Genomic DNA, 23,194 nt, shown 5'->3' on the forward strand with positions numbered 1-23,194 from the left:
AGAAGCCCAGCCAGAGAAGCGCGGCGCAGCTTCTTACGCAGACGACGAATCGCCTCGGCCTTCTTACGACGGCGGCGCTCGGAGGGCTTTTCGAAGAACTTGCGTTTCTTCATCTCGCGGAACATCCCCTCGCGGTTCATCTTCTTCTTCAGAACGCGAATAGCTTGGTCCACATTGTTATCATAGACATCAACCCGCACAGTACATCACCCCCTCTCAAGGTTTGGTTTGGGTTGTATGGAATAATCCATTAAATAAAGAAGCGCGCATACTAGCGGTTCACCCCGCCTAATGCAAGGAGAAAGCGACCCTTTTTTGATAAATATGAGATGATTTAACGCAACCATGCCGTATTAGGTCAAACAGAGATTCGGTCATCCATTTGCAACTTATTGAAAATTGAATTATTCTAAGAATAGTAAGTTGCCTAGAATGATAACGGTTGATCGAATGGAAACCTCGTAAAAATCAACGGGGAACCCATTTTCAAGAGGGGAAACATTATGGCCATTTCTGGTGTAATGGTAGGTGGTAATCTTAATCTTGCGCAAAACGCCCGACGGCTGGATCAAAACCAGCTTAACGTCAATGATATCACAGCATCTAGACAACAAACCTTAGCGGCTGATCAAACAGGACTAAACGAAAGCACCCGTCGTGTCCACAGCCTTACCCGTACTGGGGATGATGGCTTTATGGCTGAAAATGCCAGCAAAGTGGTACAGCCAGATGTAAATACGAGCGCTGCCCGCCCCGGGGGCATTATTGATATCTTTGTATAAGCTCTCTCCTTCCGTCAGAGCCTATATCACAAAAAGGCCTTGTACCCATTCGGTACAGGGCCTTTTTGCATCTCATCAGAGGCACAGGAATGGCTTTTGCATTCTAAAGCAGCAGCTTTTAATCATTAAATGAGGATGCAAACATGGCCGCGAGCGATACCACACAGGGCAACCAAGATGCGATGCTTCTGCTCTATCGAACGGCACTGCTCGCCCACAAACATGGGGATTATCAAAAGGCCGCAAAGAACTATCAACAACTGTTAGCCCATGACCCCAATCGTTCAGACATCTTGCTGCATCTCTCACACCTGGCAAAAGAGCTTAACGATCAAGATGCCGAACGGGACTATCTCAACAAATACCTCCAATTGGTGCCCACAGACCCTCATGCTTTAATACGTCAGGGTCATTTGTTCTGTTTACTCGCCCACCAGAAAAAGATGGGGCTTGAGTACCTACTGGCTGCAAAAAAGTATGCCTCAGCCAACAATGAGGTCTACCACCAGTTAGGTGCAGCTTATCTAAAGCATGAATATTATGAACAGAGTATAGAAGCTTTTAAACAAGAGCTCATGGTCAACCCTGCCAATACAAAAAGTCATATGGGGTTAGCCTTGGCCTATCTTCGCCATGATCAGGAACAGCTAAGCCGGCCACACTTTCAACAGGTCCTTAAAACAGACCCTACCTTAGTAAAGACCCATCTCCCGACCCATCAGAATGTTCCCCACCCTACGGAAGCAAAAGGGGGGGCAGGCCCCAAGCATAAATTTGTGATCTGTTCTTACCCCAAGTGTGGAACCTATTTACTCTCAGATGTGATGCGTAGCCTAACAGGCCTACAACACCACTGGCCTTCAGAAGGTATGCAGGCCATAGCTCCCGAACTGTATCAAAATATTCCAGCACAACATTTTCTGTTAGGCCACTGGTTCCCTGATCCTGAATTTGTCGCCTATTTAAAAACAAACGACTATCGGGTCATTGTACAGCTACGTGACCCAAGGGATCAGCTTGTCTCTTTTTACCATTACCAAAGCAAAACACTGTCTCACCACAGCAATCAAATGGGCAATTTATTAAGGAACATCAGCCAAAAGCAGGCTCTAAGCCTTTTATTGGCAGGCAGCTCCTTTGCCGAGCACGCCTCACTCTCCCTCACTGCGGCCATGGTGCAGTGGGTTGAGAGCTGGCAAAAGACCGACCTACCGATCCTCTTTACCCGTTTTGAAGATATGGTTAACCACAAAGCAGAGGCAGTTGGCCAACTGGCAGACTTTATTGGGATGCCCTACCATCAATCTGACCTAGATCGTGTCATTCAAGAAACAGCCTTCGAAGCCAAATCCCAAACACTAAGCAATGAGCAAGAGCCCCAAGGCTTTAAACGAAAAGGGCAAGCAGGAGATTGGCAGTCGCATTTTGATGATGATCTTAAGCACCTGACCAAAACGTTGATCGGCATGCATTTAATCGGCTGGGGATACGAAGAGGATTTTAACTGGTAGGTGTTGCACAGAACCCCTAACCAAACCAGGAGTTCTGTGGTAAAGACACAGAACCCCTGCTGGTTGGGTTATTTTACTTTTATGGGGATAAACAGTGGCTCACCATTACGGATGACATAGACCAAGGTCATGCTGTTTTTCTTAACCGTATTCAGCGCGCCAGCAAGATCATCTATGCTTTTTATCGTCTTGCGGTTGAACTGGGTAATGACATCCCCACGGTTTAAGCCCGCTGTTTGACCACTGCTGTCACCATGCACAGTGGTAATGACGACCCCCTGAATATCTTCAGGCAGCTTTAAACGTTTAACAAGCGCACTATCCATCTCTGCAACCGTCAAACCAAGCCGCTCTTTGATGGCAGCCCCATCGCTCTTTTCAGGCTCTTTACCAGATTGACCGGAACGGGAACCCTTACCTTTTTTTCCATCATTCAACTTGGCAATGCGTACCCACAGGGTGCGCTCTTTACCCCCGCGTTTAACCTTAACCGGCACCCGGGCCCCTACAGGCGTATTGGCAACAATAGCAGGCAAGGTGTTCATCTTGGTAACATGCTTACCGTTGAAGGAGATGATGACATCTTCTGAGCGAATCCCCGCTTTTGCTGCTGGGCTTTTTTCGATCACCTCAGCCACCAGCGCACCTGACCGGTCATCCAACTGCAAGGCTTCTGCTAGCTCTTTGGTAATGGTCTGAATACGTACCCCTAGCCAACCCCGCTCAACATGACCATTGCTTTTAAGCTGCTCCATCACATTACTGGCCAGATTAACCGGAATGGCAAACCCGACACCAACACTACCGCCCCCACGGGAGTAGATCGCGGTATTAATCCCCACCACTTCACCATCCAGATTAAACAGAGGGCCACCCGAGTTACCGGGATTAATGGCCGCATCGGTCTGGATAAAATTATCGTAGGGACCGGCGCCGATCACACGCCCCTTGGCAGAGATGATCCCTGCTGTCACCGTGGCTTCTAAACCAAACGGATTACCAATGGCCATCACCCAAGATCCTACCTCAGCACGGGAAGAGTTCCCTAATTTCGCCACGGCAAGAGGTTTATCCGCGCGAATTCGAATCAGTGCCAGATCTGTTTTTTTGTCTTTGCCCACAACCTCTGCACGGTACTCACTCTCATCATGCAGCTTTACGGTAATCTCCGTCGCTTTATCAATGACATGATAGTTGGTCAGAATATATCCGCTGGCATCAACAATGACCCCTGAACCCAGTGAGTTGGACTTAAAAGAACGCCCTTGATCAGGTAAGCGGTCAAAAAAATGCTTAAACAGCTCCTCAAAGGGTGTACCTTCAAAATCTTTTCGCTTCTTACCATCTGGCGATTTACTCTGACGTTTGACCGATTGGGTGGTACTGATATTGACCACCACCGGTTTCAACTTTTTAACCAATGGCACCAAATTGGGAAATCCAGCTTTGGCATGGGAGGCTTGTACACCCCCAAACATAGCTAGGGAAACCGCAAAGATGACCAATAGGATACGGTAAAAAGGGGACAAAGCAGATGTCATGGATTTCACCCTCTAAACGGATAAGCGCACTGAGCCCGGTAAAAAAACATACCTCGGCAGCACGAGCTAATGTTTAGTCTCATACAAGTAACGACTGATATGCCTTAAACGTTAGAAGGATCACAGATCCTTCGCACTGTTTCAGGCAGAAGGTACAATAGGAATACGGGTAGCGTGGACAATTGTACGGACAACAGGCATATCGTCAGGCTTGATATCCTGACCAGCATAGTAGCGACGCATCCACATGAAGACCCCTCCTAGAGCAGCCAAACCACATAGAGCCCCCACCCCTTCCGCATTTTCTACCATCATGCCCATATTCAAACCAATACTGCGTACAAAGAGAGCCACAACGAAAAGCGCGATCAGGGGGAGCAGGTAGGCCATGAAGGAGGCCGAGAGAAAAGCACCTTCACGTATTTCTAAAACGACATGATCCCCGCGTTTCGCGCCTGCTTCATTATAGGCACGGAACAGAATGGGTTTTTTACCCAGGCCACCAGAAAGCGTATTACAGCTACTTTCACCACCACAGTTGCCACAGGCACTTTTACGCTCGGTGGCAATAATGGCAAAATCACCTTCTAGCTCAACAACTTTACCTTGTTCTTGCATCATGATCAGATACCTCAACAGATGTGGGATTCAAGGCGTTTGAGTCTTGACTAAGGGAAAAGTTCGTCTAACCCTGAACAGGGCTATATAGAAATGTACTTACAGTCCGTGATTGCCAGCCAGATTACCATTAGGTACATGGTCTTTTAGCTTATTGACGATCTCTTGCCGACCACGGAAAATACGTGAGCGTACCGTACCAATGGGGCAATCCATGATCTCTGCAATCTCTTCGTAGGATTTACCTTCCAGATCGCGCAGAGCAATAGCCTGTTTCATGGTTGGGGCCAGCTCATCAATGGCAATTTTTAATGCATCCATCAACTCGCCACGGAGCACCTGATTTTCAGGGGTATCGTAATCACGCAGCTGGGGAGAGAGTCGATCGGCATCTTCAAAGTCCAGGTCACTCATGGGGACACCACGATCCTGGGACATCACAAAGTTTTTAGCCGTGTTAACCGCAATACGGTAGAGCCAAGTATAAAAAGCGGCATCGCCCCTAAAATGGTGCAAAGCACGATAGGCCTTCAGGAAGGCCTCTTGCGTTAAGTCCTGAACACGCACAGGGTCTGAAACTGTACGGGAGATCACAGAGGCTACCCTGCCCTGGTATTTACGTACCAGGACCTCATAGGCTTTTTTGTCGCCCTCTTTAGCCTTATCGACCAGGATGCTGTCCGCTTCGTTCACGCCATTACCTGCCAGTTGCCAACGCGCCACCCCAATTAAGCCGAGGCGCCATTGATGAAATTGGGAGTCTGGATACTAGCATGGCTTCCAAGCATTTGCACCACCCGTATAGGGGGTTGCGATAAATTTCTTTATTAGGCCACCTGTCATCATCCATCCCTATTTCAGGATGGAAACCGACTTATCCACCCAAACAAACGCGGTTTGCTTTGCACACCTGTCAGATTGGAGTACAGTAGAGGACCGATTATGACGATAGTATGTCGGATAAATCACTGTTTGGAACCTCCTTATTACGATGACCTAAGGAGAGCTCCCTCTTAATACCCTATCATTAAGGATGATCCCGTTTTATTAGGGTAATGCAGGCGAGCACGGTTCAAGGGGCTTTAAGGAATCTCATGATGGTTAGTAATCAAGATCGCCGTTTTGTAAGCGATTTTCTTATTCTAGGTGGTGGTTCTGCCGGTTTGGACCTTGCAATTCGCTTGGCAAAGCACGGCAAAGTTTTAGTCCTGACCAAAGCCCCTATTGGTGAATCCAACAGTATGATGGCCCAAGGTGGTATCGCGGCCGTGCTGGATGAGGATGACAGCTCAATCCTGCATTATGAAGATACCATGACAGCAGGGGCTGGGCTCTGCCAACCCAAAGCTGTTCGCCATGTGGTTGAAAATGGTGCCCGTGTTATCCAACACCTTATTGATATTGGCACCCCTTTTGATAAAAACGGGGATTCAAGCAGTGGCTACCACTTAACCCGTGAAGGTGGCCACAGCCGTCGTCGGGTAATTCATGCGGCAGATGCCACAGGCCGTGCCATGATGGAGACCTTAATTAGTAAGGCTCAGGCTCACCCTAATATCGAGATCTTACCCAACCAGATCGCGATTGATCTGATTACAGCCCATAAACTTGGACACTTTGTACCCAGTGAACACGATCGCTGCTTCGGTTGTTATGCACTGGATACTGAGAAAGATGTTATTCGGACCTACCAAGCACGCTTTACCATTTTAGCCAGTGGCGGTGCAGGCAAGGTCTATCTTTATACATCCAACCCTGACACGGCAACGGGGGACGGTATCGCCATGGCCTACCGGGCAGGATGTCGTGTTTCCAATATGGAGTTCATTCAGTTTCACCCCACCTGCCTTTATCACCCTCAGGCCAAATCCTTTTTGGTCTCTGAGGCTGTACGTGGAGAAGGTGGGCATTTGCTTCTGGCAGATGGCACGCGCTTTATGGAGCGTCATCATCCACGCAAAGAGTTAGCCCCACGGGATATCGTAGCCCGCGCCATCGACTATGAGATGAAGCGCACGGGACAAGAGTGCGTGCACTTGGATATCACCCATAAAGGGGCTGACTTTATCAAAAGCCACTTCCCCACCATCTATGAAAAGTGTCTTGAGTTTGGTATTGATATGACCAAAGAACCCATTCCGGTGGTGCCTGCAGCGCACTATACATGCGGTGGGGTTGTGACTGATCTTCATGGTAAAACGGATATGGATGGTCTCTATGCCATTGGAGAGGTTGCCAGCACAGGTCTGCACGGTGCCAACCGGCTTGCCTCTAACTCTCTGCTGGAGTGTTTGGTTTTTTCAGAGGCTGCCTATAACGACATTTTAAGTAAGCTGTTCTGCGATGATCGACCGGTACTCTCCCGACTGCCTCTTTGGGATAGTTATGAAGCAGGTAACTGTGAGGAAGAGATTCTCATTGCCCATGATTGGCAGGAGATCCGACGCTTTATGTGGGACTATGTGGGTATTGTGCGCAGCAACCAGCGCCTAGCCCGTGCCCGCCGCCGGATAGAAATGGTCATGCAGGAGATCAATGAATATTACTGGAACTGTAAAGTCAGCCAGAACCTGATTGAACTGCGCAACTTGGCTCTGGTAGCCAATCTGATTATTCGGAGCTCTTTGCACCGTAAAGAGAGCCGTGGCCTGCACTTCACCACCGATTATCCAGAGCGTAATGATGAGGATTGGTCGAAAGATACCATCCTACCCATCGAATAAGAGTTACTCAATGCGTTTCAGGCCAGGGTTCTTTGGCCTAACGGATCAAAAACGCTCTATCAGTGGCCTGTGATAGAGCATTGTCCATTTTTTGTCTTACAAGCCTTTATAGCCCCCCATTTTCATGAGCCAAAATCTTATGAAAATGAGGGGGCTTTTTCTTAGGCAGCCGGTTGTGCCTTGATCCAAATAATCGCTTTCATATCATACTCAAGAATATGTGGAAGCAATTTATTCTTGACCCACTCCTCGGCCTCGAGAATAGGGTTATCCAACAGGTAATAATCGTCATAGAGTAAAGAGATATCCTTGTAGAGCTGCTTGTGAAACTCTTTATGCTCATCCAAGGTTTCTAAACGGGAAGCGGTGTAAAACTCAATTTCATCACTAAAATGAAATTCCGTATAATCCAGCAGTGCATGCAAGGCCTTTTTGCCATCCTCTTGCCCAGCCCCCTGCTCGTTCAGATGATGAAGTTCATTGTAGAGATCAAACAGCTTTTGATGCTGCTCATCAATGGTGTCATCCCCCACATTATAGCTGCTCTCCCACTTTAGAGCCTCTTTTCGGTTCAAGACACGCATGGCCTCCATATCCTGCTCAAGAATATGTGGCAACAGCAACGTACGGATCCACTCTTCCGCTTCAAAAACTGGATTTTCCAGCGTGTTATAATCTTTATAGAGCCCAAGCAGCTTGCCATGCAGATCTCTGTGCAACAGCTTATGGTTTTCAAGCGTGGGTAACTCAGAGGCCGTATAAAATTCAATTTCATCGGTAAAATGCACATCGGTATAATCAAGAAGCTCTAAAAATGCCTGTTCACCATCTTCTTTGCTTGCACCGCTCTCCACCAAGGCATAAAGACGATTAAAAATATCAAATAACTTCTGATGTTGCTGGTCGATGGTCTCATCACCAACATTATAGGAAGCATCCCACTGAACAATTGATTCCATTAACCCCACCCTTCGCTCATTTTTACAGCCCTAAACCTACTCATCATCTAGCCGACCACACCCCTCTAGACCTGATCAAACTATCTCATACCAGCCACAAAGATCAATATGGATAAACAGCTATAAATTGTACTGTGCAGCTTAAACAGAAGAGAGGATCGTCGGATGGTTTAAAACCGTTCAAAAACCAGTCAGACAACGACCCTCACACCGTTAAACCATGATTGGTCAACACCCCACATATAAGCCAAGACATCACAGGGCAAAAAAAAGATGCCCCCGGAAGAAGACATCTTTCTTGTACGCTAACACCCTTTTGGTAACCGGTCAGACAGGTCCGGTTTGAACCTGCTCAATCGCTTCTTGGATGACCCGCTCAGCCACCGCAGGTAGCTGTTCTTGCACCAAGGGTCGAGCCAGTTCATCAACCAACTGTTCCAAAGAGCTGTTCAGGCTCTCTTTAATCTCCAAAACATGCGGTGGATCTTCCACTTTCTCTTCAATGGCATCGGCGGCACCAACATCAAAGTAGATTTCACAGAAAAAGGGCTCACCTTCAAGGTGAAAAACCTGGTGAACCACCTCAAACCCTGTGGCACCTTCCACTTCATAGCTCGAGCCCTTTACAACCATAGGGGGGCTCATACCAATGGCACCAAGATCCTCTTCCAAACGGGACTGAATACCACCAGCAACCATATTGGCCATTTCACCAAAACCATCCTGCATTTCGGCATCCATCTCATCACGCTCCTCCCCCATCAAAGCACCCGCAACTTTAAGGGCACCTGAGGTAGGGGCAGAGAGACGCACACTGCCTTCCAGGTTTTGGTTATAACCCACAACGGCACAGATATTTTCATCCATACCGGTACGGCCTTCCCCACCAACACCAGACTCCAACTCCATGAAGAGCATGGTTTCGACGATCTCATGGACCGCTTCTTTGACTGCCGTAATCAATCGATCATGCATGGTCGATCACCTATCTTACATACGTTCCAAGGACTCAATATCATAGAAGATATGCACACAGAACGCTAAACCGTTGAGGATAAAGTCCTGACTTACACAAGCGTAATGTTTTTCACTACGTACCTTGTGTCCCTCCCCCTGAATAACCACCGGGGTACTAAGTTTTACCGGACCTAGCTGTGCTTCTAAGCGGCTTTGCATGCCACCGGCCATCATGTTGGCCATTTCGCAGAAGGCATCTTCCATCTCATCATCCATCTGCTCACGCTCTTCACCCAACAGGGCGCCTGCAAGTGCGATCGCGCCACCCTCTGGAGCTGAGAGAGCAAAGCTGCCTTTAAGGCTTTCACTGTAGCCTAAAACAGCACTATACGCCACGGTCAGTGGTGAGTTCCCCTTACGCCACTCCCCTTGCTGTACCTCTGTAAAGAGCATGGTCTCGGCAATCTCCTGCACAGCCTCCCGAAGAGCCCCCAAAAACCGTTCTGCCATGATGCTTCCCCTTACCAAAATCCATGCAAGCTAAAAAGATGTAAAAAGAGAGGCCTAAAGATAGGCCCCTCTTGATCACTTGTTTTCAAAAAACACTTACGTAACCCTAACGTTAGCGGTTCACCTATTTTTCGTCAACCATTCGCTGCAAAAGTGTCGATACAACCGCATCCACAGGAATTTTTTCCACCTCTCCACTACGGCGGTTCTTAACCTCACAAACCCCCTCTTTAAAGCTACGCCCCCCAACCAAAATTCGGTAGGGCGCCCCGAGCAGGTCAGCATCCTTAAATTTAAAACCAGCCCGTTCATCACGGTCATCAAGCAAGACATCCAGGTTACCATTTTGAAGCTGAGTGGTAATCTCTTCGGCCTTTGCCATCGCTTCCGTCTCTTTGGGGTTCATCACCACCACTTCAACCTCAAAGGGGGCGATGGCGAGCGGCCAGATAATGCCATTGTCATCATGGTTCTGTTCAATGGCAGCGGCAACGATACGGGAGACACCAATACCATAACAGCCCATAATCAGAGGTTTCTCTTTACCACTTTCATCCAGTACTTTTACACCCATGGACTCTGAGTATTTGTAACCCAGCTTAAAGACGTGACCAACCTCAATACCACGGCTTAACTCCATACTGCCAGGTCCACAACGGGGGCAACCGTCACCCACCTCAACATTGCGTAAATCCACAAAATCAGGCTTGGGGAGGTCACGTTCCCAGTTTACACCGGTCAGGTGGAACCCAGACTCATTGGCACCACAGACCATATTTTGGGCTTCACGCAGGGCACTGTCTGCTAAAATTTTCACCGGCTTTTTAAATACATCCGTACCAACTGCCCCCAAATAGCCCACAGGGGCACCCAGCTCTTCAGCCGCTTTTTCAGGTGCTGGAATTTCACCAAAAGGTGCTGTGGCATTTTTGGCTTTCACCTCATTAAGCTCATGATCCCCGCGCAGTAACAGCAGATACCACTGATCTTCTTCTGGATCATGCCAGGTCAGGCATTTAACTGTCTGGGCTTTATCCATATTCAGAAAAGCTGCGACATCCTCAATACTCTTTTGATCCGGTGTCGCGACCTTTTCCATGGCCTGCTCGTCACCGGTATCAATCTCAGCAGCAACCCCAAAGGCTTTTTCCAAGTTGGCGGCATATTGACAATGGCTACAGGAGGCAATGACATCCTCACCAGATTGAGCCAGCACATGGAACTCATGGGATGAGGCACCACCAATGGAGCCCGTATCTGCTTCAACCGGTCTAAACTTAAGGCTCAAACGGTTAAAGATGCTGTTATAAGCCTCAAACATAACGTTGTAGCTTTTATCCAGCGCCTTTTCATTGATATCAAAGGAGTAGGCATCCTTCATCAAAAATTCCCGACCACGCATAATGCCAAAACGCGGGCGCACCTCATCACGGAACTTGGTCTGGATTTGATAAAAATTGGCAGGAAGCTGCTTGTAAGAGTGGATCTCACGACGAACCAGATCGGAGATGACCTCCTCATGGGTCGGCCCATAACAGAACGCACGGTTGTGCCGGTCATTGATGCGCAGCAACTCCTTGCCATACATCTTCCAGCGCCCTGACTCTTCCCACAGCTCCGCAGGCTGGATAGAGGGCATCAACACCTCTTGTGCACCCGCTTTATCCATCTCCTGACGGACAATATTTTCTACCTTACGAAGAACTTTCAGCCCCAAGGGCAGCCAGGTATAGATACCCGCCCCCAACTGGCGGATAAGCCCCGCCCGAAGCATTAACTTATGGGAGATTACCTGAGCCTCGTTGGGCTCCTCCTTCATCGTGGGAATAAGGGTCTGGCTGAAACGCATGACTTAGCTCCGCTGGCCGCCTTCGATAAAGGCATAGGCCGAATGGTTATGAATCGATTCAAAGTTTTCTGACTCCACAGCAAACCAACTGATGCGTTCATCGTGGGTCAATTCTTCGGCCAGATCACGCACCATGTCTTCCACAAACTTGGGGTTTTCATAGGCCTTTTCTGTCACATATTTTTCGTCTGGACGCTTAAGGATGGTGAACAGCTCACAGGAAGCATTGCGCTCTACCAGATCCACAATCTCTTCAATCCAGACAAATTCACTAAACTGCACGGACACCTTTACATGAGAACGCTGATTATGCGCACCATACTCACTAATCTCTTTGGAGCAGGGGCATAGCGAGGTTACCGGCACCTCGACTGTAAGGGTCAGTTGGTAGACATCTCCACGAATGACACCAGAAAAATGAACCCGATAGTCCATCAGTGCTTCGACACCGGAAACGGGGGCTTTTTTGGTCACAAAGTAGGGAAAATCCAGTTCAATATGGGCTTGCTCAGCATCCAACCGTTGCCGAACCTCTTTAAGCAAACCCGGCAGGTTTTCAATAGAGATCGCCCGCTTGTTCTCAGCCAACACCTCTAAAAACCGGGACATATGCGTCCCTTTAAACTGGTGGGGCAAGTTTACATACATATTGATACGTGCCGTTGTTGATTGACTGCCCACACTGCGATCCTTGACCACAATGGGATAGCGGATATTCTTCACACCCACTTTATCAATATCTAAACGGCGATGATCCTGACGAGATTGTACATCGGTCAGGGGCAGCTGACAGTTGTTCACATTTTGATCCATGAGACGGTATCTTCCACACTCTTGGCGTTACTGCCGAAGAGCTCATACGCACAAAAATGGCCCTACAGAGTCATTGCGTAGCGACCACAGAATTCACCATAATAGGGGATTTCCACTTCGGGCAAAAGCCTCCATTACAGGAAAAGAGCAGAGATACGGTTATGAACATAGGACAGATTGCTGAGCGACGAACCCTATCCCGCCTAATGGCTACCTTGGAACGCTTTCTTAGCCGAGGGGAAGATGATCTTGCACCAGATGCGGCAACACTGTCTCACTGCCATACCTACCGCTGGGTCCCTAAACCCCATGGCGGCTTCCGCTGGGTTGCGGTGAACCATCGAGATACCATCGAACTGGGCCATTTACTGGGCATTGATCGGGTTAAACAGATCTTAACCCGCAATACCCAACAGTTTGTACAGGGACATGACGCCAACCACGCCCTGTTATGGGGGAGCCGGGGAACCGGTAAATCCTCTTTGGTCAAAGCTTTGGGAAACCGCTTTGGGCCACAAGGATTACGTCTTATTGAGGTGCAGAAAGAGGATCTGATGCATCTACCACGCTTACTAGGACAGATCCGTCCCCTACCCTATCGCTTTATTCTCTTTTGCGATGATCTCTCTTTTGAGGAGAGTGAAGTCTCCTACAAATCCCTAAAAGCGATCCTTGAGGGTGGCCTTGAAGCCAAACCTGAGAACCTTTTAATCTACGCCACATCCAACCGTCGTCACCTCATGCCCAAACACTTTGCAGATCAAGGTCCGCAAGTGGATGATGAGATGCATCCCCAAGAGCGTATGGAAGAGCGAATCAGCCTTTCAGATCGGTTTGGCTTATGGTTGGGTTTTCATGCTTTTGATCAACAAACCTATCTGAGTGTTGTAAGCGCCACCTCGAAACGGCTACAGTTAGCCATGGATGAAAAGACACTGCATCAAGAAGCCCTAATCTGGGCACGTACCCGTGGTGCACGCAGTGGCCGGGTGGCTCATCAGTTTATGATTGATTTGAAGGGACGTTTGGCCTGCCATGAAACAAAGGATGAGAAAACACCATGAATAGCATTGGTCTGGTCACTAAACTCTCTGACCCCACAGCTATCCGCGCAACCCGTGAGTTGACTACATGGTTAACCGACCAAAATAAGCGCGTGACCATTACCGCTGAAGCGGCTATTGCTGCAGAGATCCCCAAAGGACAGGCCGATCAAAAAAACCTTCAAGATATTGGTGAAGGACAAGATCTTATTATTGTCCTGGGTGGAGATGGCACCTTTATCGGGGCCGCTCGGGATGTTGTCCGCTGGAAAGTACCGGTCCTAGGGGTAAACATGGGTCGCCTTGGTTTTCTTACCGAGGTTAGCCATGACGAGATGTATGATAATCTAAACGAGGTATTTGCTGGCCACTATCGTGTCGAAGATCGCATGATGCTCACGGCATACGTCCGCCGTAAGAGTGGCGAAGTACTCAGCCACCATGTGCTCAATGATGTGGTTGCCCATAAAGGGCATCTGGCACGGATGATGGAGTTCCAAGTTTCCATCAATGGTCAACATGTGTTTACCAGCCGAGCCGATGGCCTTATTGTTGCCACCCCCACGGGGTCAACAGGATACTCCCTATCGGCAGGTGGGCCTATTATCCACCCCAGCCTGGATACCATCATTATCAACCCAATCTGCCCACATACATTGACCAACCGACCCATCGCTGTACCAGGGGATGGACAAATCAGTTTTCGCTTAACCCAGGATGAGCCCGACCGCTTGCTAACGCTGGATGGCCAAACGGGTGTGGATCTGCTGGATGGTGATGAAATTGTGATCCGAAAATCAGACCGGGCTTTGCGGGTTATTCACTCCCCTGAACGTAACTATTACGATATTTTACGTAAAAAATTGCACTGGGCAGAAACCGTCGGGACCCCACGAGATCTCTCCTTGCGCCCTGCAGATGATCGGTAAACCATGCTTCGTCAATTAACCATTGAACACATTGCCCTAATCGAACGACTGGAACTAGAGTTCAATGCTGGGCTTTCGGTAATTACCGGTGAGACTGGTGCGGGTAAATCCATCGTGCTGGACTCCTTAGGTCTTATCCTTGGGGAACGGGCTGATTTAGGGCTTATCCGAGCAGGCTCTGAACGGGCTATGGTCTCCGGACACTTTACCCCCCCAGCCGGACATCCAGCGTGGGATTGGTTGCAAGCCAGAGATTTAGACCGAGATGAAGACGGGGTCTATCTACGCCGGGTCATCAGCCATAAAGGGCGCGGAAAGGCATACATTAATGAAACCCCCGTGCCCGTTGCGACCTTAGGGGAGTTGGGTAACTTGTTGGTGGATATCCATGGTCAACATGATCACCAATCTCTGGTGCACCCACGCAGCCATTTGGATATTCTCGATGCGTTTGGGGAACATCTCAAACTTGCCCATACGGTAAAAAAGCATCACCGCACATGGCATGAAGCACACAAAGCACTGGCCTTACTCCGTGAAAAAGGGCGTGATGCCTCTGAACGAAGAGCGTTCCTCTCTTTTCAACTGGAAGAGCTGGAAACTGCTGCGGTTCGTCCTGGCGAGTCAGAAGCGTTAGAGCATCGACGTACCCGCTTGGCTCATGCCGGACGTTTGGCCGAAGCCGCACATGGGGCTTTGCAGATGCTCTCGGAATCTGAATATTCCGCCATTAGTACCACTGGAGGGGCCGCCAATGTTCTTGAGGGTGCCGTACGTATGGATACCGAGCTTGAGGCTGTTGCCCAAGCCATTCGTTCTGCCCAGTATGAGCTGGAAGATGCCGCCGAGCGCGTTCGCCACTATGAAAGTAGTTTAGAAACAGACCCACTGGCCTTGCAAGAACTGGAAGAGCGGCTAGATACCATTCAACGGGTCGCACGGAAACACCGCCGGGAGCCCGATGAGTTAGAAGAGCTGGCCAATCAATGGCGAGAAGAGCTGGATACCCTGGATAGTCTGGATGAAGGGGAAGCGACTCTTCTAAGTGATGTAGCAGCGGCGGAGCAGATCTACCATAAAGAGGCCGCCAAACTGAGCAAAGCCAGACGACGAGCATCGGACACCCTAGCCCGTGAGGTGGAAAAACAGCTGAAGGATCTGTATATGACAGGTACCCGCTTTGCTGTCTCATTAACCCCTCGCCCACCGGATGAAATTCACAGCCGTGGCATGGAAGAGGCTGAGTTTTTGGTCAGCGCCAACCCAGGGGAGCCCCTTAAGCCACTAAGACAAGTTGCTTCTGGTGGGGAACTTGCGCGTTTAATGTTGGCTCTTAAGACCGTATTAGCCGATGCCGTAACGGTGCCCACGCTTATTTTTGATGAGGTGGATGTGGGGGTTGGCGGTCGTGTAGCTGCTGCCATTGGGTCAAAGCTGGACCGTGTATCTGCAGCTGAGCGACAAGTTTTTTCCATTACCCACCTACCCCAGGTTGCTGCATACGGTCACCGACACTACCGGGTAGAAAAAATCTCAGAAAAAGGGCGCACCCATACGCAAATGGTTTATCTGAACGATCAAGAACGCATAGAGGAGCTTGCCCGAATGCTGGCCGGAGATACCATTACAGATTCAGCCCGCGAAAATGCGCAAGCACTTATACAAGCGGCGCAAAAGCCATAAGCTTTGTGTGACAGGGCAGATCTTATAGATTTCCCCTTAAAGATCACCTTTGCTGCATCCAGGTATGCTTGAGCAAACCTATGCATGAACAGCGCTTAACAGAGCTATTTATCGGTACTTTTCAAGCTCTATCATCCGTACCGTGTACGTCCCTACCTTTCCTACACAGTCGCCAAGCTGATCTGTTCTCAGCGGGTGTGGAAAGAGGTGGACACCATGTTCCAGCAAGAGAGTAACCATGGAAATCTACTTTGACTATAAGACCACAGTGATGGATTCGGTCTACGAAGGTTATGATGATGTCCCACGTCTGGCCATTAGTGTGCATCTGCACGGTTGGGTTTACCCAGAACAGGCCGGCAAGGGTATTGCTAAATTTCGGGTTGAAATTCGTGAAGGTAGTACAGACCCTAAAAAGAAGATGGTTGGACAGGGGTTTGTTGAGTGCAGTGAACAAAAGATCTTGGGCGCCACAGGCTATGCACCTCTTAGTCAGGCCATACTGGATGGCATGCTCACCCATGAGCAGGTCTGTCAGTTTTTTATGGACGCCGCCAAGACAGGCCTTGATGCCCCTGAGCCAGAAAAGCCCAAACCTGGTATGGCTGGACGAAAAATGCCCCCCGAAAAAGCCTTTTACAATCCAAAAATGCATGTCAATCAAGGCTGGGGAGAGAGTGAAAAATCCTGATCCTGAAAGGCCATGACTTGTAGAAATAAGCGTGAATAGAGTAAGCGCTCCTCCTTAGTGGGGGGCGCTTTTCTTTTAATTTCTCGATCTATAGGCAACCTTCAACCAAATGTATACAAGCCCTCATCAAGAAAACCTTTAGATCATGAACACTAAGAGCCCACCCCACGGTCTCAATATTCTAACAAATGCACATGCCCCCTTTTTTCCATCAAACTTTTCACCCCTTAAGGTTTACAAATAGGAAAAGCTCTTTTACTCTCTAGGCTGAGCCCTTTCGCGCTATACGGTCCGGGTGAATGGACGGAGCCGGAACCACTAGAGAGGCGCTTTTGAATGGAGTGGCGTAAAAGAGATGGGAAAGTTAGTAGAACCAACCATGAGTGATCACGATTTTGACCATGATACATCCGTAGCCGTACATTCGGATGTGGAAGTTCGGGAACCTCCCATGTACCGCGTCGTCTTACTTAATGACGACTTTACGCCAATGGAATTCGTGGTGGAGCTACTGATGCACCTCTTCCGCAAGACATCGGAAGAGGCTACGCAGATTATGTTGCACATCCATCATGAGGGGGTGGGGATTTGTGGGACGTTCCCCAGGGAGATTGCAGAGACCAAGGTGGCCCAAGTGCATCAGCAAGCCCGGACCAACGGTCACCCGCTGAAATGCCGCATGGAACCCAATTGATTCTGGTCCACCAGAACAGCGCGGCTTAACATCTGACCATCCTCCACGTATGCAGGCTGTCTCGTAACAGCCGCCTACGCCATACCCCCCCACTTACTTGATGCCATCCTACGGACAGGATTGGCTTATACAGGGGATGTCTTATGATTAGCAAACATCTGGAAACCTCCCTCAACAAAGCTTTACAGCTTGCTCATGAACGGCGGCACCAGTTCGCCACCCTAGAGCATTTGCTTTTAGCCCTTTTGGATAACCCTGAGGTGGTGGATATTCTCATTCCATGCGGCTGTGACATGCAGCAACTTAGCTTGGAACTGACAGACCACCTTGAACAACATATCCCTCTATCTGGTGATAGTACGCCCTCCATCGCCGATATTACCCCAACCATTGCCTTCCAACGGGTCATACAAAGGGCTGTTCAGCAGGTTCAATCCTCTGGACGTGATATGGTGACTGGCGCCTATGTACTGGTCGCTATGTTCAACGAAAAAGATGCCCACGCCGTCTATTTTCTGGCCAAACAGAACATCAACAAACTGGATGTTCAGTCCATGATCTCCCATGGTGGTGAAGCCGAAGGTATTGGCGGAGATGGTGAGCATGAGCATGAACATAGTAGTGAAAGTGCATCAGCCAGTGGTGGTGGAAAAGATAAAGCTGATCCGCTGGAAGCATATACGGTTAACTTGAATGAGCGTGCGGAAGCAGGAAAAATTGATCCGCTGATTGGCCGTGAAAATGAGATCAAGCGTACGCTTCAAATCCTCTGCCGTCGCCGTAAAAACAACCCTCTCTATGTCGGGGATGCCGGTGTGGGCAAAACCCACTTGGCTGAAGGGTTGGCCTTAAAGATTGTTAGTGGTGAAGTGCCGGAAATTTTAGCAGATGCTGAAGTTTTCTCACTCGATATGGGTAGCCTTTTGGCAGGTACCAAATACCGGGGGGATTTTGAATCCCGCCTAAAAAATGTACTTAAAGCCCTAAAGGAAAGAGCTAAATCTATCCTGTTTATTGATGAAATCCATACAGTTATTGGCGCCGGTGCCACCAGTGGAAGCACCATGGATGCCTCTAACTTGCTCAAACCCATGCTACAAAATGGTGAACTTCGCTGTATAGGCTCCACAACCTTTGATGAGTATCGCACCATCTTTGAGCAGGATCGTGCCCTTGCCCGCCGCTTCCAAAAGGTTGATATCCTAGAGCCCTCCTTGTCTGAGACCATTAAAATTCTTAAGGGTCTTAAGCCACGTTTTGAGGACCACCACGGTATTCGTTTTACCCAACAAGCCCTACAGATTGCAGCTGAACTCTCCGCACGACACATCAATGATCGTAAACATCCAGATTCAGCCATCGATGTGATTGATGAAGCAGGCGCGGCCAGTCAGCTACTACCCAGCTCTAAACGCAAGAAGTCCATTGGCGTTAAAGAGATTGAACAGGTTGTAGCTTTGATGGCACGCATCCCTACCCGCTCAGTGAGTAAAGATGACCGCCAGGTTTTGATGAATTTGGATAAAAATCTACGTCTCTCATTGTTTGGGCAGGATAGTGCGGTAGATAAAACCTGTGAGGCGATTAAACTCAGCCGTTCAGGCCTGGGTAACCCTGAAAAACCCATTGGCAGCTTTCTGTTTGCTGGTCCAACTGGTGTTGGTAAGACAGAACTGGCCCGCCTTCTGGCCACAGAGATGGGGGTTGAACTCATACGCTTTGATATGTCGGAATACATGGAGCGCCATGCTGTCTCCCGGCTGATCGGGGCCCCTCCAGGCTATGTGGGTTTTGAGCAAGGTGGTTTGCTTACGGACGCTGTTACCAAGAACCCTCATGCCGTACTGTTACTGGATGAAATTGAAAAAGCCCACCCAGATGTCTTCAACATTTTGCTGCAGGTGATGGATCACGGCAAACTGACCGATAACAACGGCCGTCAAGCAGACTTCCGGAATGTGGTTTTGATTATGACCACCAATGCGGGTGCGACAGACTTAGAGCGTGCCTCTGTTGGGTTTGTAACCCAAACCCATGCAGGTGATGATATGAAAATCATCAACCAGACATTTGCACCAGAGTTTCGCAACCGTTTAGATGCCATCATTCCCTTTATTCACTTGGATGAAGGGACCATTCTTCGGGTTGTTGACAAATTCCTGGTTCGCCTGGAAGCGCAGCTGGAGGAAAAAGGGGTCTCACTGTTTGTGGATGATTCAGCGCGTCATATGTTGGCCAAAAAAGGCTATGATAAAAAACATGGGGCACGACCCATGGAGCGCACCATTCAGCAGGAACTTCGTAAACCTCTTTCAGACGAACTGCTGTTTGGTAAATTAGTCAGTGGTGGTTCTGTACATGTTTCCGCGGTTGAGGCAGCCAATGAACTGGCCATCAAAATTGAAAATGATGATGAGAATTCCGACAGTAAATCCGTCAAGAAAACAGAAGAGACCAGCGAAGCTTAATCTTCGGTAAAGCATACAAAAAAAAGGCCGACACGTTGTCGGCCTTTTTTTTTTGCGCGCTTACCATTTAGGGCCATGACCAGAACATAAAAACACTGTTTTCAACCACCAGACCTAACATATCGAGCCACAATAAATGCAACCCTAATTCAGATCGAACAAGGGATAGCTTTGATTGGCCTGAGAACGCAGATCTAAAGAGTCAACAGGAAGATCATGTACGACGACTTTTTGCGTATACATCATAGCTACAGAGATCCCATCCATAGCAAACAGACATAACAGGCTGACCTTTGTTGGAAGAACAATAAGGGCATCATAACAGTCTTGCATGTTCCACAGCGTAAAGAGAAATAGGGCCTTAACAGGGCTCTTTACGCGCAAGTGGCCACCCCTTTAGCTTTATTTACCTATACAGCGACACGTATATCGCTAAGCTGCATTTTAATTTTTTCTCTACCCCGCCAAGTCTCAATGGTCAACTTGCCCGCAACATCCCATAACGCCACATCACCCGCTTGTACAGCATCCACAATAGGGCCTGGTGCCATACGAAACCCAATAGACTCAACTTGCTGATGGGTGCGGGGACAGACAATCGTCATCGCCAAGTGACGTTCTTTAAGGACTTTGATACCCCGCAGTGAAACCCGCGGAAGAATAAAGATGGGTTCGGGGTTCCCTGGCCCAAACGGACTAAAGGATTGTATTTGGCGTGCCACCGAAAAATCCAGCTCATCCAGAGGTAACTGCGCATCCACCGTCAAACGTGGGAAAAAGGCCGATGCTTGATAGTGTGTTGTGAGGTGTGCTTCAAAAGCCTCCATAAAGGCTGGAATATTTTCTCGCTTAATGGTCAAACCAGCAGCCACTTTGTGGCCCCCAAAATGCTCTAAATACTCCGAGGCTGACTCAATGGCAGCTAATAGATTAATACCTGGGATGGAACGACCTGAGGCTTTGCCGACTCCTGTTTCAGGATCAATGGCAATAACAATGGCAGGTTTGCTGTGTTTATCGCACATACGGGAAGCGACAATCCCAATCACACCGGGGTGCCACCCTTCACCAGCGGCAACCAGACCACGTCGTTGTTCAGGCTGTTTCTCTTGCTCTACAAGATCCATGGCCTGTTTAAGAATGCCCCGCTCAATATCTTGACGTTCTTTGTTAGAGGCGTCCAATGTTTCAGCAATGGTAAAGGCTTGAGCCGTATCGCGTGACGATAACAGCTGATACCCCAACTCACCTTGACCAAGGCGGCCACCCGCATTTAAACGAGGGCCTAACTGGAACCCAATATGGGTGCTGGTTAGGGTTTTGACATCTTCACGAATACCGACCACCTGCATCAACGCCGCCAAACCTGGGTTACTGCGTGAAGAGAGCACCTTTAAGCCTGAGGTAACCAGCGCACGATTTAACCCCCGCATACCCGCAACATCCGCGACGGTGCCAACCGCAACCAGGTCTAATAGCGGCTTAAGTTGGGGTTCAGTGCGGTCATGATTAAACCAACCCATTTCACGCAGTTTTCGGTTCAGGGCCATCACCAGATAGAACGCCACCCCAACACCTGCCAGCTCCTTGTAAGGGAACGGTTCATCCTGTCTATTAGGGTTAATCACAGCCAGTGCTTCTGGCAGCTGTTCACGGGCTTGGTGATGGTCCGTGATGATGACATCTACCCCCTCAGCTTTGGCGGCTTCCACCGGTTCAAAGGCGGTAATGCCACAATCAACCGTAATGACAAGCTTTACCCCTTCTGCCGCTAGAGTCTGCATCGCGCCTGCACTGGGGCCATAACCTTCTGTCAAACGGTTAGGAATATAGATACGTAGGGAGACCCCAAGATCATGAAAATAGCGCATGAGTAGGGCTGATGACGTTGCACCATCCACATCATAATCACCAAAAACAGCAATCTTCTCATCCTGCTCCAGTGCTGTGACCAACCGCTCTATCGCAGGCTGCATATCCAATAGATCATAAGGATCAGCAAGATCTTTAAGGCGAGGTTCAAGGAACTGCCGTGTCTCACCTGTTGCACAGAGCTGACGACTGGCCAAAAGAGGGGAAAGATAGTGAGAAAGCCCCAATGTACCAATCACCTTATTATGGCTTTCATCAGGCTGACAACGCAGTGACCACAATTTACCGGAAACAGATTGTTTTTCAGGTGCAGGCATTAACGCCACTCCTGACGTAGTTTGGTCCAGCTCATAGGAATACTCTTTGGGTTAGTGCCCAGGATCTTTTGCCAAAAGCGGGTTGGCTTCATCAATTTAGCAGCGGGTGCATGAAACCAAATGGCTTCATCTGAAAGGGTACCAATACCCTGTTCTTCCAGTGGAAAACCCTCAATCACAACGAGACCCACCTTTTTTTTTGCAAGCTGCGCTTCAAGCGCGACAAAATGTGTACGGTCCCACAATGCAAGCAGTTTGTTACGATCCTCTTTCATGCCATGGCGGGCGTAGATCGCAGGCCCTTGAAGATGCAAAACCACATCTTCACGTTGCGCCATATCCAGATAAGGCTCTAGCTCCTGATCCCACCGCCAGTTACTTTCATCTTCGGGCATCACCTTCGTTTGCCAGTCACACCACTTGCCCATACCCAATACAGCTGCATCACTGGAAAGGAGCCATGTACCTTTCCAGCGCTTATCCTCCGGTGCATCTGGCGAGCCCCCCATCCCCCAAAACCACGGGGTGTTAAGCACCAAACGCTTGGCTTCTTTACGGGTTTCATTCACCGTATTTCGGGCTAAGGCCAGTTGTAGTGTCATGGTAAAGTCCTGCAACCGTTTGCCATCTTCCCCTGTAGGCAGAATCTCTTGGGCAGACGCCCCCTCAACCACACGCATGGATAGAGATTGCGTTTCCCAAACGGTCTCAGAATGAATAACCAAACCTTCACTATCTTGATGACAGACAGACCAGCCATCATGGCTAAGAAAGGAGGTTAACTGCTGTCCAATTTCCTGAATCTCATCTCGGCTTTGCCCGGTACGGGAAGGTGAGACAAAACGGAGCTCATCCTGCTTCCTAAACAGATGGGTAAAGCCTAAATGGCACCAGCTCCCCTGCCCAGGCTCGGCCACCCTTGCTTGATAGGCACTAAACCAACCCGTTGAAGGTGGCAAATCACCATAGGGAATACCCAATCGGTCCATCCATGGCACTAAAGATTCCGGTAAATAACACTCGCGCTCAACCGTTACAGTCCCTTTTTTACCCATCTGAGATAAACGATGCAGATTAGGCAGCCAGGAAGCCCAAGGTGCATCTTCAGGTGCACTCAGACCATCAATTACAAGTACCAAAGCCACGTTTGTTTCCCATCACTCAAGGAGTTGCCAAAAAAGATTCGCAATGGCGCATGGCGCAAAAAAGCAAGTCCAGTGTTATAAAAAAGGTA

The 23,194-nt window shown here is 49.0% G+C and carries 20 protein-coding genes and 1 pseudogene; 9 read left to right on the forward strand and 12 right to left on the reverse strand.

Translation table 11 applies throughout. From position 1 onward, the window contains the following. Positions 1-11: 11 nt before the first annotated feature. Positions 12-200 (reverse strand): annotated as a pseudogene (gene rpsU / locus V5T57_RS06895) (30S ribosomal protein S21); the annotation flags it as partial. Positions 201-503: 303 nt separating this feature from the next. Between rpsU and V5T57_RS06900 the strand changes: the two are divergent. Together V5T57_RS06900 and V5T57_RS06905 are read left to right on the forward strand one after the other, a co-directional pair. Further along, positions 504-782 carry a hypothetical protein gene (locus tag V5T57_RS06900; protein WP_332890444.1) on the forward strand — a complete coding sequence of 93 codons (279 nt, stop codon included), beginning with the start codon at positions 504-506 and terminating at the stop codon, positions 780-782. Positions 783-925: 143 nt separating this feature from the next. After that, a complete protein-coding gene (locus tag V5T57_RS06905; protein ID WP_332890445.1) occupies positions 926-2,293 on the forward strand; it encodes a sulfotransferase domain-containing protein in 1,368 nt (455 codons plus the stop codon). Between the two features lie 68 nt (positions 2,294-2,361). Here the strand turns inward: V5T57_RS06905 and V5T57_RS06910 are convergent, their stop codons facing one another. From V5T57_RS06910 to rpoE, 3 genes are all read right to left on the reverse strand, one after another. Then, entirely contained in the window at positions 2,362-3,834 is a 1,473-nt protein-coding gene (locus V5T57_RS06910) for a DegQ family serine endoprotease (RefSeq protein ID WP_332890446.1), read from the reverse strand. 141 nt (positions 3,835-3,975) lie between these two features. Beyond that, entirely contained in the window at positions 3,976-4,455 is a 480-nt protein-coding gene (locus V5T57_RS06915; RefSeq protein WP_332890447.1) for a SoxR reducing system RseC family protein, read from the reverse strand. Positions 4,456-4,551: 96 nt separating this feature from the next. Beyond that, complete coding sequence (gene rpoE / locus V5T57_RS06920) at positions 4,552-5,175, reverse strand: RNA polymerase sigma factor RpoE (protein WP_332890448.1); 624 nt, start codon at positions 5,173-5,175, stop codon at positions 4,552-4,554. A gap of 374 nt (positions 5,176-5,549) precedes the next feature. On the opposite strand from rpoE, the gene nadB reads away from it, so the two are divergent. Further along, complete coding sequence (nadB, locus tag V5T57_RS06925) at positions 5,550-7,175, forward strand: L-aspartate oxidase (RefSeq protein WP_442918178.1); 1,626 nt, start codon at positions 5,550-5,552, stop codon at positions 7,173-7,175. 161 nt (positions 7,176-7,336) lie between these two features. Here nadB and V5T57_RS06930 read toward each other — a convergent pair whose 3' ends face one another. From V5T57_RS06930 to folE2, 5 genes are all read right to left on the reverse strand, one after another. Beyond that, entirely contained in the window at positions 7,337-8,134 is a 798-nt protein-coding gene (locus V5T57_RS06930; RefSeq protein WP_332890450.1) for a bacteriohemerythrin, read from the reverse strand. Between the two features lie 327 nt (positions 8,135-8,461). Beyond that, positions 8,462-9,109: a chemotaxis protein CheX gene (locus V5T57_RS06935; protein ID WP_332890451.1), complete on the reverse strand. Its 648-nt coding sequence runs from the start codon at positions 9,107-9,109 to the stop codon at positions 8,462-8,464. 15 nt (positions 9,110-9,124) lie between these two features. Next, on the reverse strand, positions 9,125-9,601 hold the full coding sequence (locus V5T57_RS06940) for a chemotaxis protein CheX (protein WP_332890452.1): 477 nt from the start codon (positions 9,599-9,601) through the stop codon (positions 9,125-9,127). A gap of 124 nt (positions 9,602-9,725) precedes the next feature. Further along, positions 9,726-11,450 (reverse strand): proline--tRNA ligase, encoded by a 1,725-nt coding sequence (locus V5T57_RS06945; RefSeq protein WP_332890453.1) that lies wholly within the window; start codon positions 11,448-11,450, stop codon positions 9,726-9,728. 3 nt (positions 11,451-11,453) lie between these two features. Beyond that, on the reverse strand, positions 11,454-12,263 hold the full coding sequence (gene folE2, locus V5T57_RS06950) for a GTP cyclohydrolase FolE2 (protein WP_332890454.1): 810 nt from the start codon (positions 12,261-12,263) through the stop codon (positions 11,454-11,456). 161 nt (positions 12,264-12,424) lie between these two features. Here folE2 and V5T57_RS06955 point away from each other — a divergent pair, with 161 nt between their 5' ends. The 6 genes from V5T57_RS06955 to clpA all read left to right on the forward strand — a co-directional run bounded on the left by V5T57_RS06955 (position 12,425) and on the right by clpA (position 19,771). Beyond that, on the forward strand, positions 12,425-13,327 hold the full coding sequence (locus V5T57_RS06955; RefSeq protein WP_332890455.1) for an ATP-binding protein: 903 nt from the start codon (positions 12,425-12,427) through the stop codon (positions 13,325-13,327). After that, on the forward strand, positions 13,324-14,235 hold the full coding sequence (locus V5T57_RS06960) for an NAD(+)/NADH kinase (RefSeq protein ID WP_332890456.1): 912 nt from the start codon (positions 13,324-13,326) through the stop codon (positions 14,233-14,235). Before V5T57_RS06955 ends, V5T57_RS06960 begins: the two co-directional genes overlap by 4 nt. A gap of 3 nt (positions 14,236-14,238) precedes the next feature. After that, complete coding sequence (gene recN, locus V5T57_RS06965) at positions 14,239-15,918, forward strand: DNA repair protein RecN (RefSeq protein WP_332890457.1); 1,680 nt, start codon at positions 14,239-14,241, stop codon at positions 15,916-15,918. A 238-nt stretch (positions 15,919-16,156) separates the two neighbouring features. Then, complete coding sequence (locus V5T57_RS06970) at positions 16,157-16,609, forward strand: hypothetical protein (protein WP_332890458.1); 453 nt, start codon at positions 16,157-16,159, stop codon at positions 16,607-16,609. A gap of 379 nt (positions 16,610-16,988) precedes the next feature. Then, the gene (gene clpS, locus V5T57_RS06975; RefSeq protein WP_442918175.1) at positions 16,989-17,303 is read left to right on the forward strand and encodes an ATP-dependent Clp protease adapter ClpS; all 315 of its coding nucleotides are present in this window, start codon (positions 16,989-16,991) and stop codon (positions 17,301-17,303) included. A gap of 143 nt (positions 17,304-17,446) precedes the next feature. After that, the gene (clpA, locus tag V5T57_RS06980) at positions 17,447-19,771 is read left to right on the forward strand and encodes an ATP-dependent Clp protease ATP-binding subunit ClpA (RefSeq protein ID WP_332890460.1); all 2,325 of its coding nucleotides are present in this window, start codon (positions 17,447-17,449) and stop codon (positions 19,769-19,771) included. Between the two features lie 144 nt (positions 19,772-19,915). Here clpA and V5T57_RS06985 read toward each other — a convergent pair whose 3' ends face one another. From V5T57_RS06985 to V5T57_RS06995, 3 genes are read right to left on the reverse strand one after another with little or no spacing between them, the layout of a single operon-like run. After that, positions 19,916-20,155 (reverse strand): hypothetical protein, encoded by a 240-nt coding sequence (locus tag V5T57_RS06985; RefSeq protein WP_332890461.1) that lies wholly within the window; start codon positions 20,153-20,155, stop codon positions 19,916-19,918. Positions 20,156-20,181: 26 nt separating this feature from the next. Continuing rightward, the gene (gene recJ / locus V5T57_RS06990) at positions 20,182-21,960 is read right to left on the reverse strand and encodes a single-stranded-DNA-specific exonuclease RecJ (RefSeq protein ID WP_332890462.1); all 1,779 of its coding nucleotides are present in this window, start codon (positions 21,958-21,960) and stop codon (positions 20,182-20,184) included. Then, positions 21,960-23,105, reverse strand: a complete 1,146-nt coding sequence (locus V5T57_RS06995) for a hypothetical protein (protein ID WP_332890463.1) — start codon at positions 23,103-23,105, stop codon at positions 21,960-21,962. The genes recJ and V5T57_RS06995 overlap by 1 nt, the downstream gene beginning before the upstream one ends. Between the last annotated feature and the right edge of the window lie 89 nt (positions 23,106-23,194).

The organism is Magnetococcus sp. PR-3 (assembly GCF_036689865.1).
In the GTDB taxonomy this organism is placed as follows: Bacteria; Pseudomonadota; Magnetococcia; order Magnetococcales; family Magnetococcaceae; genus Magnetococcus.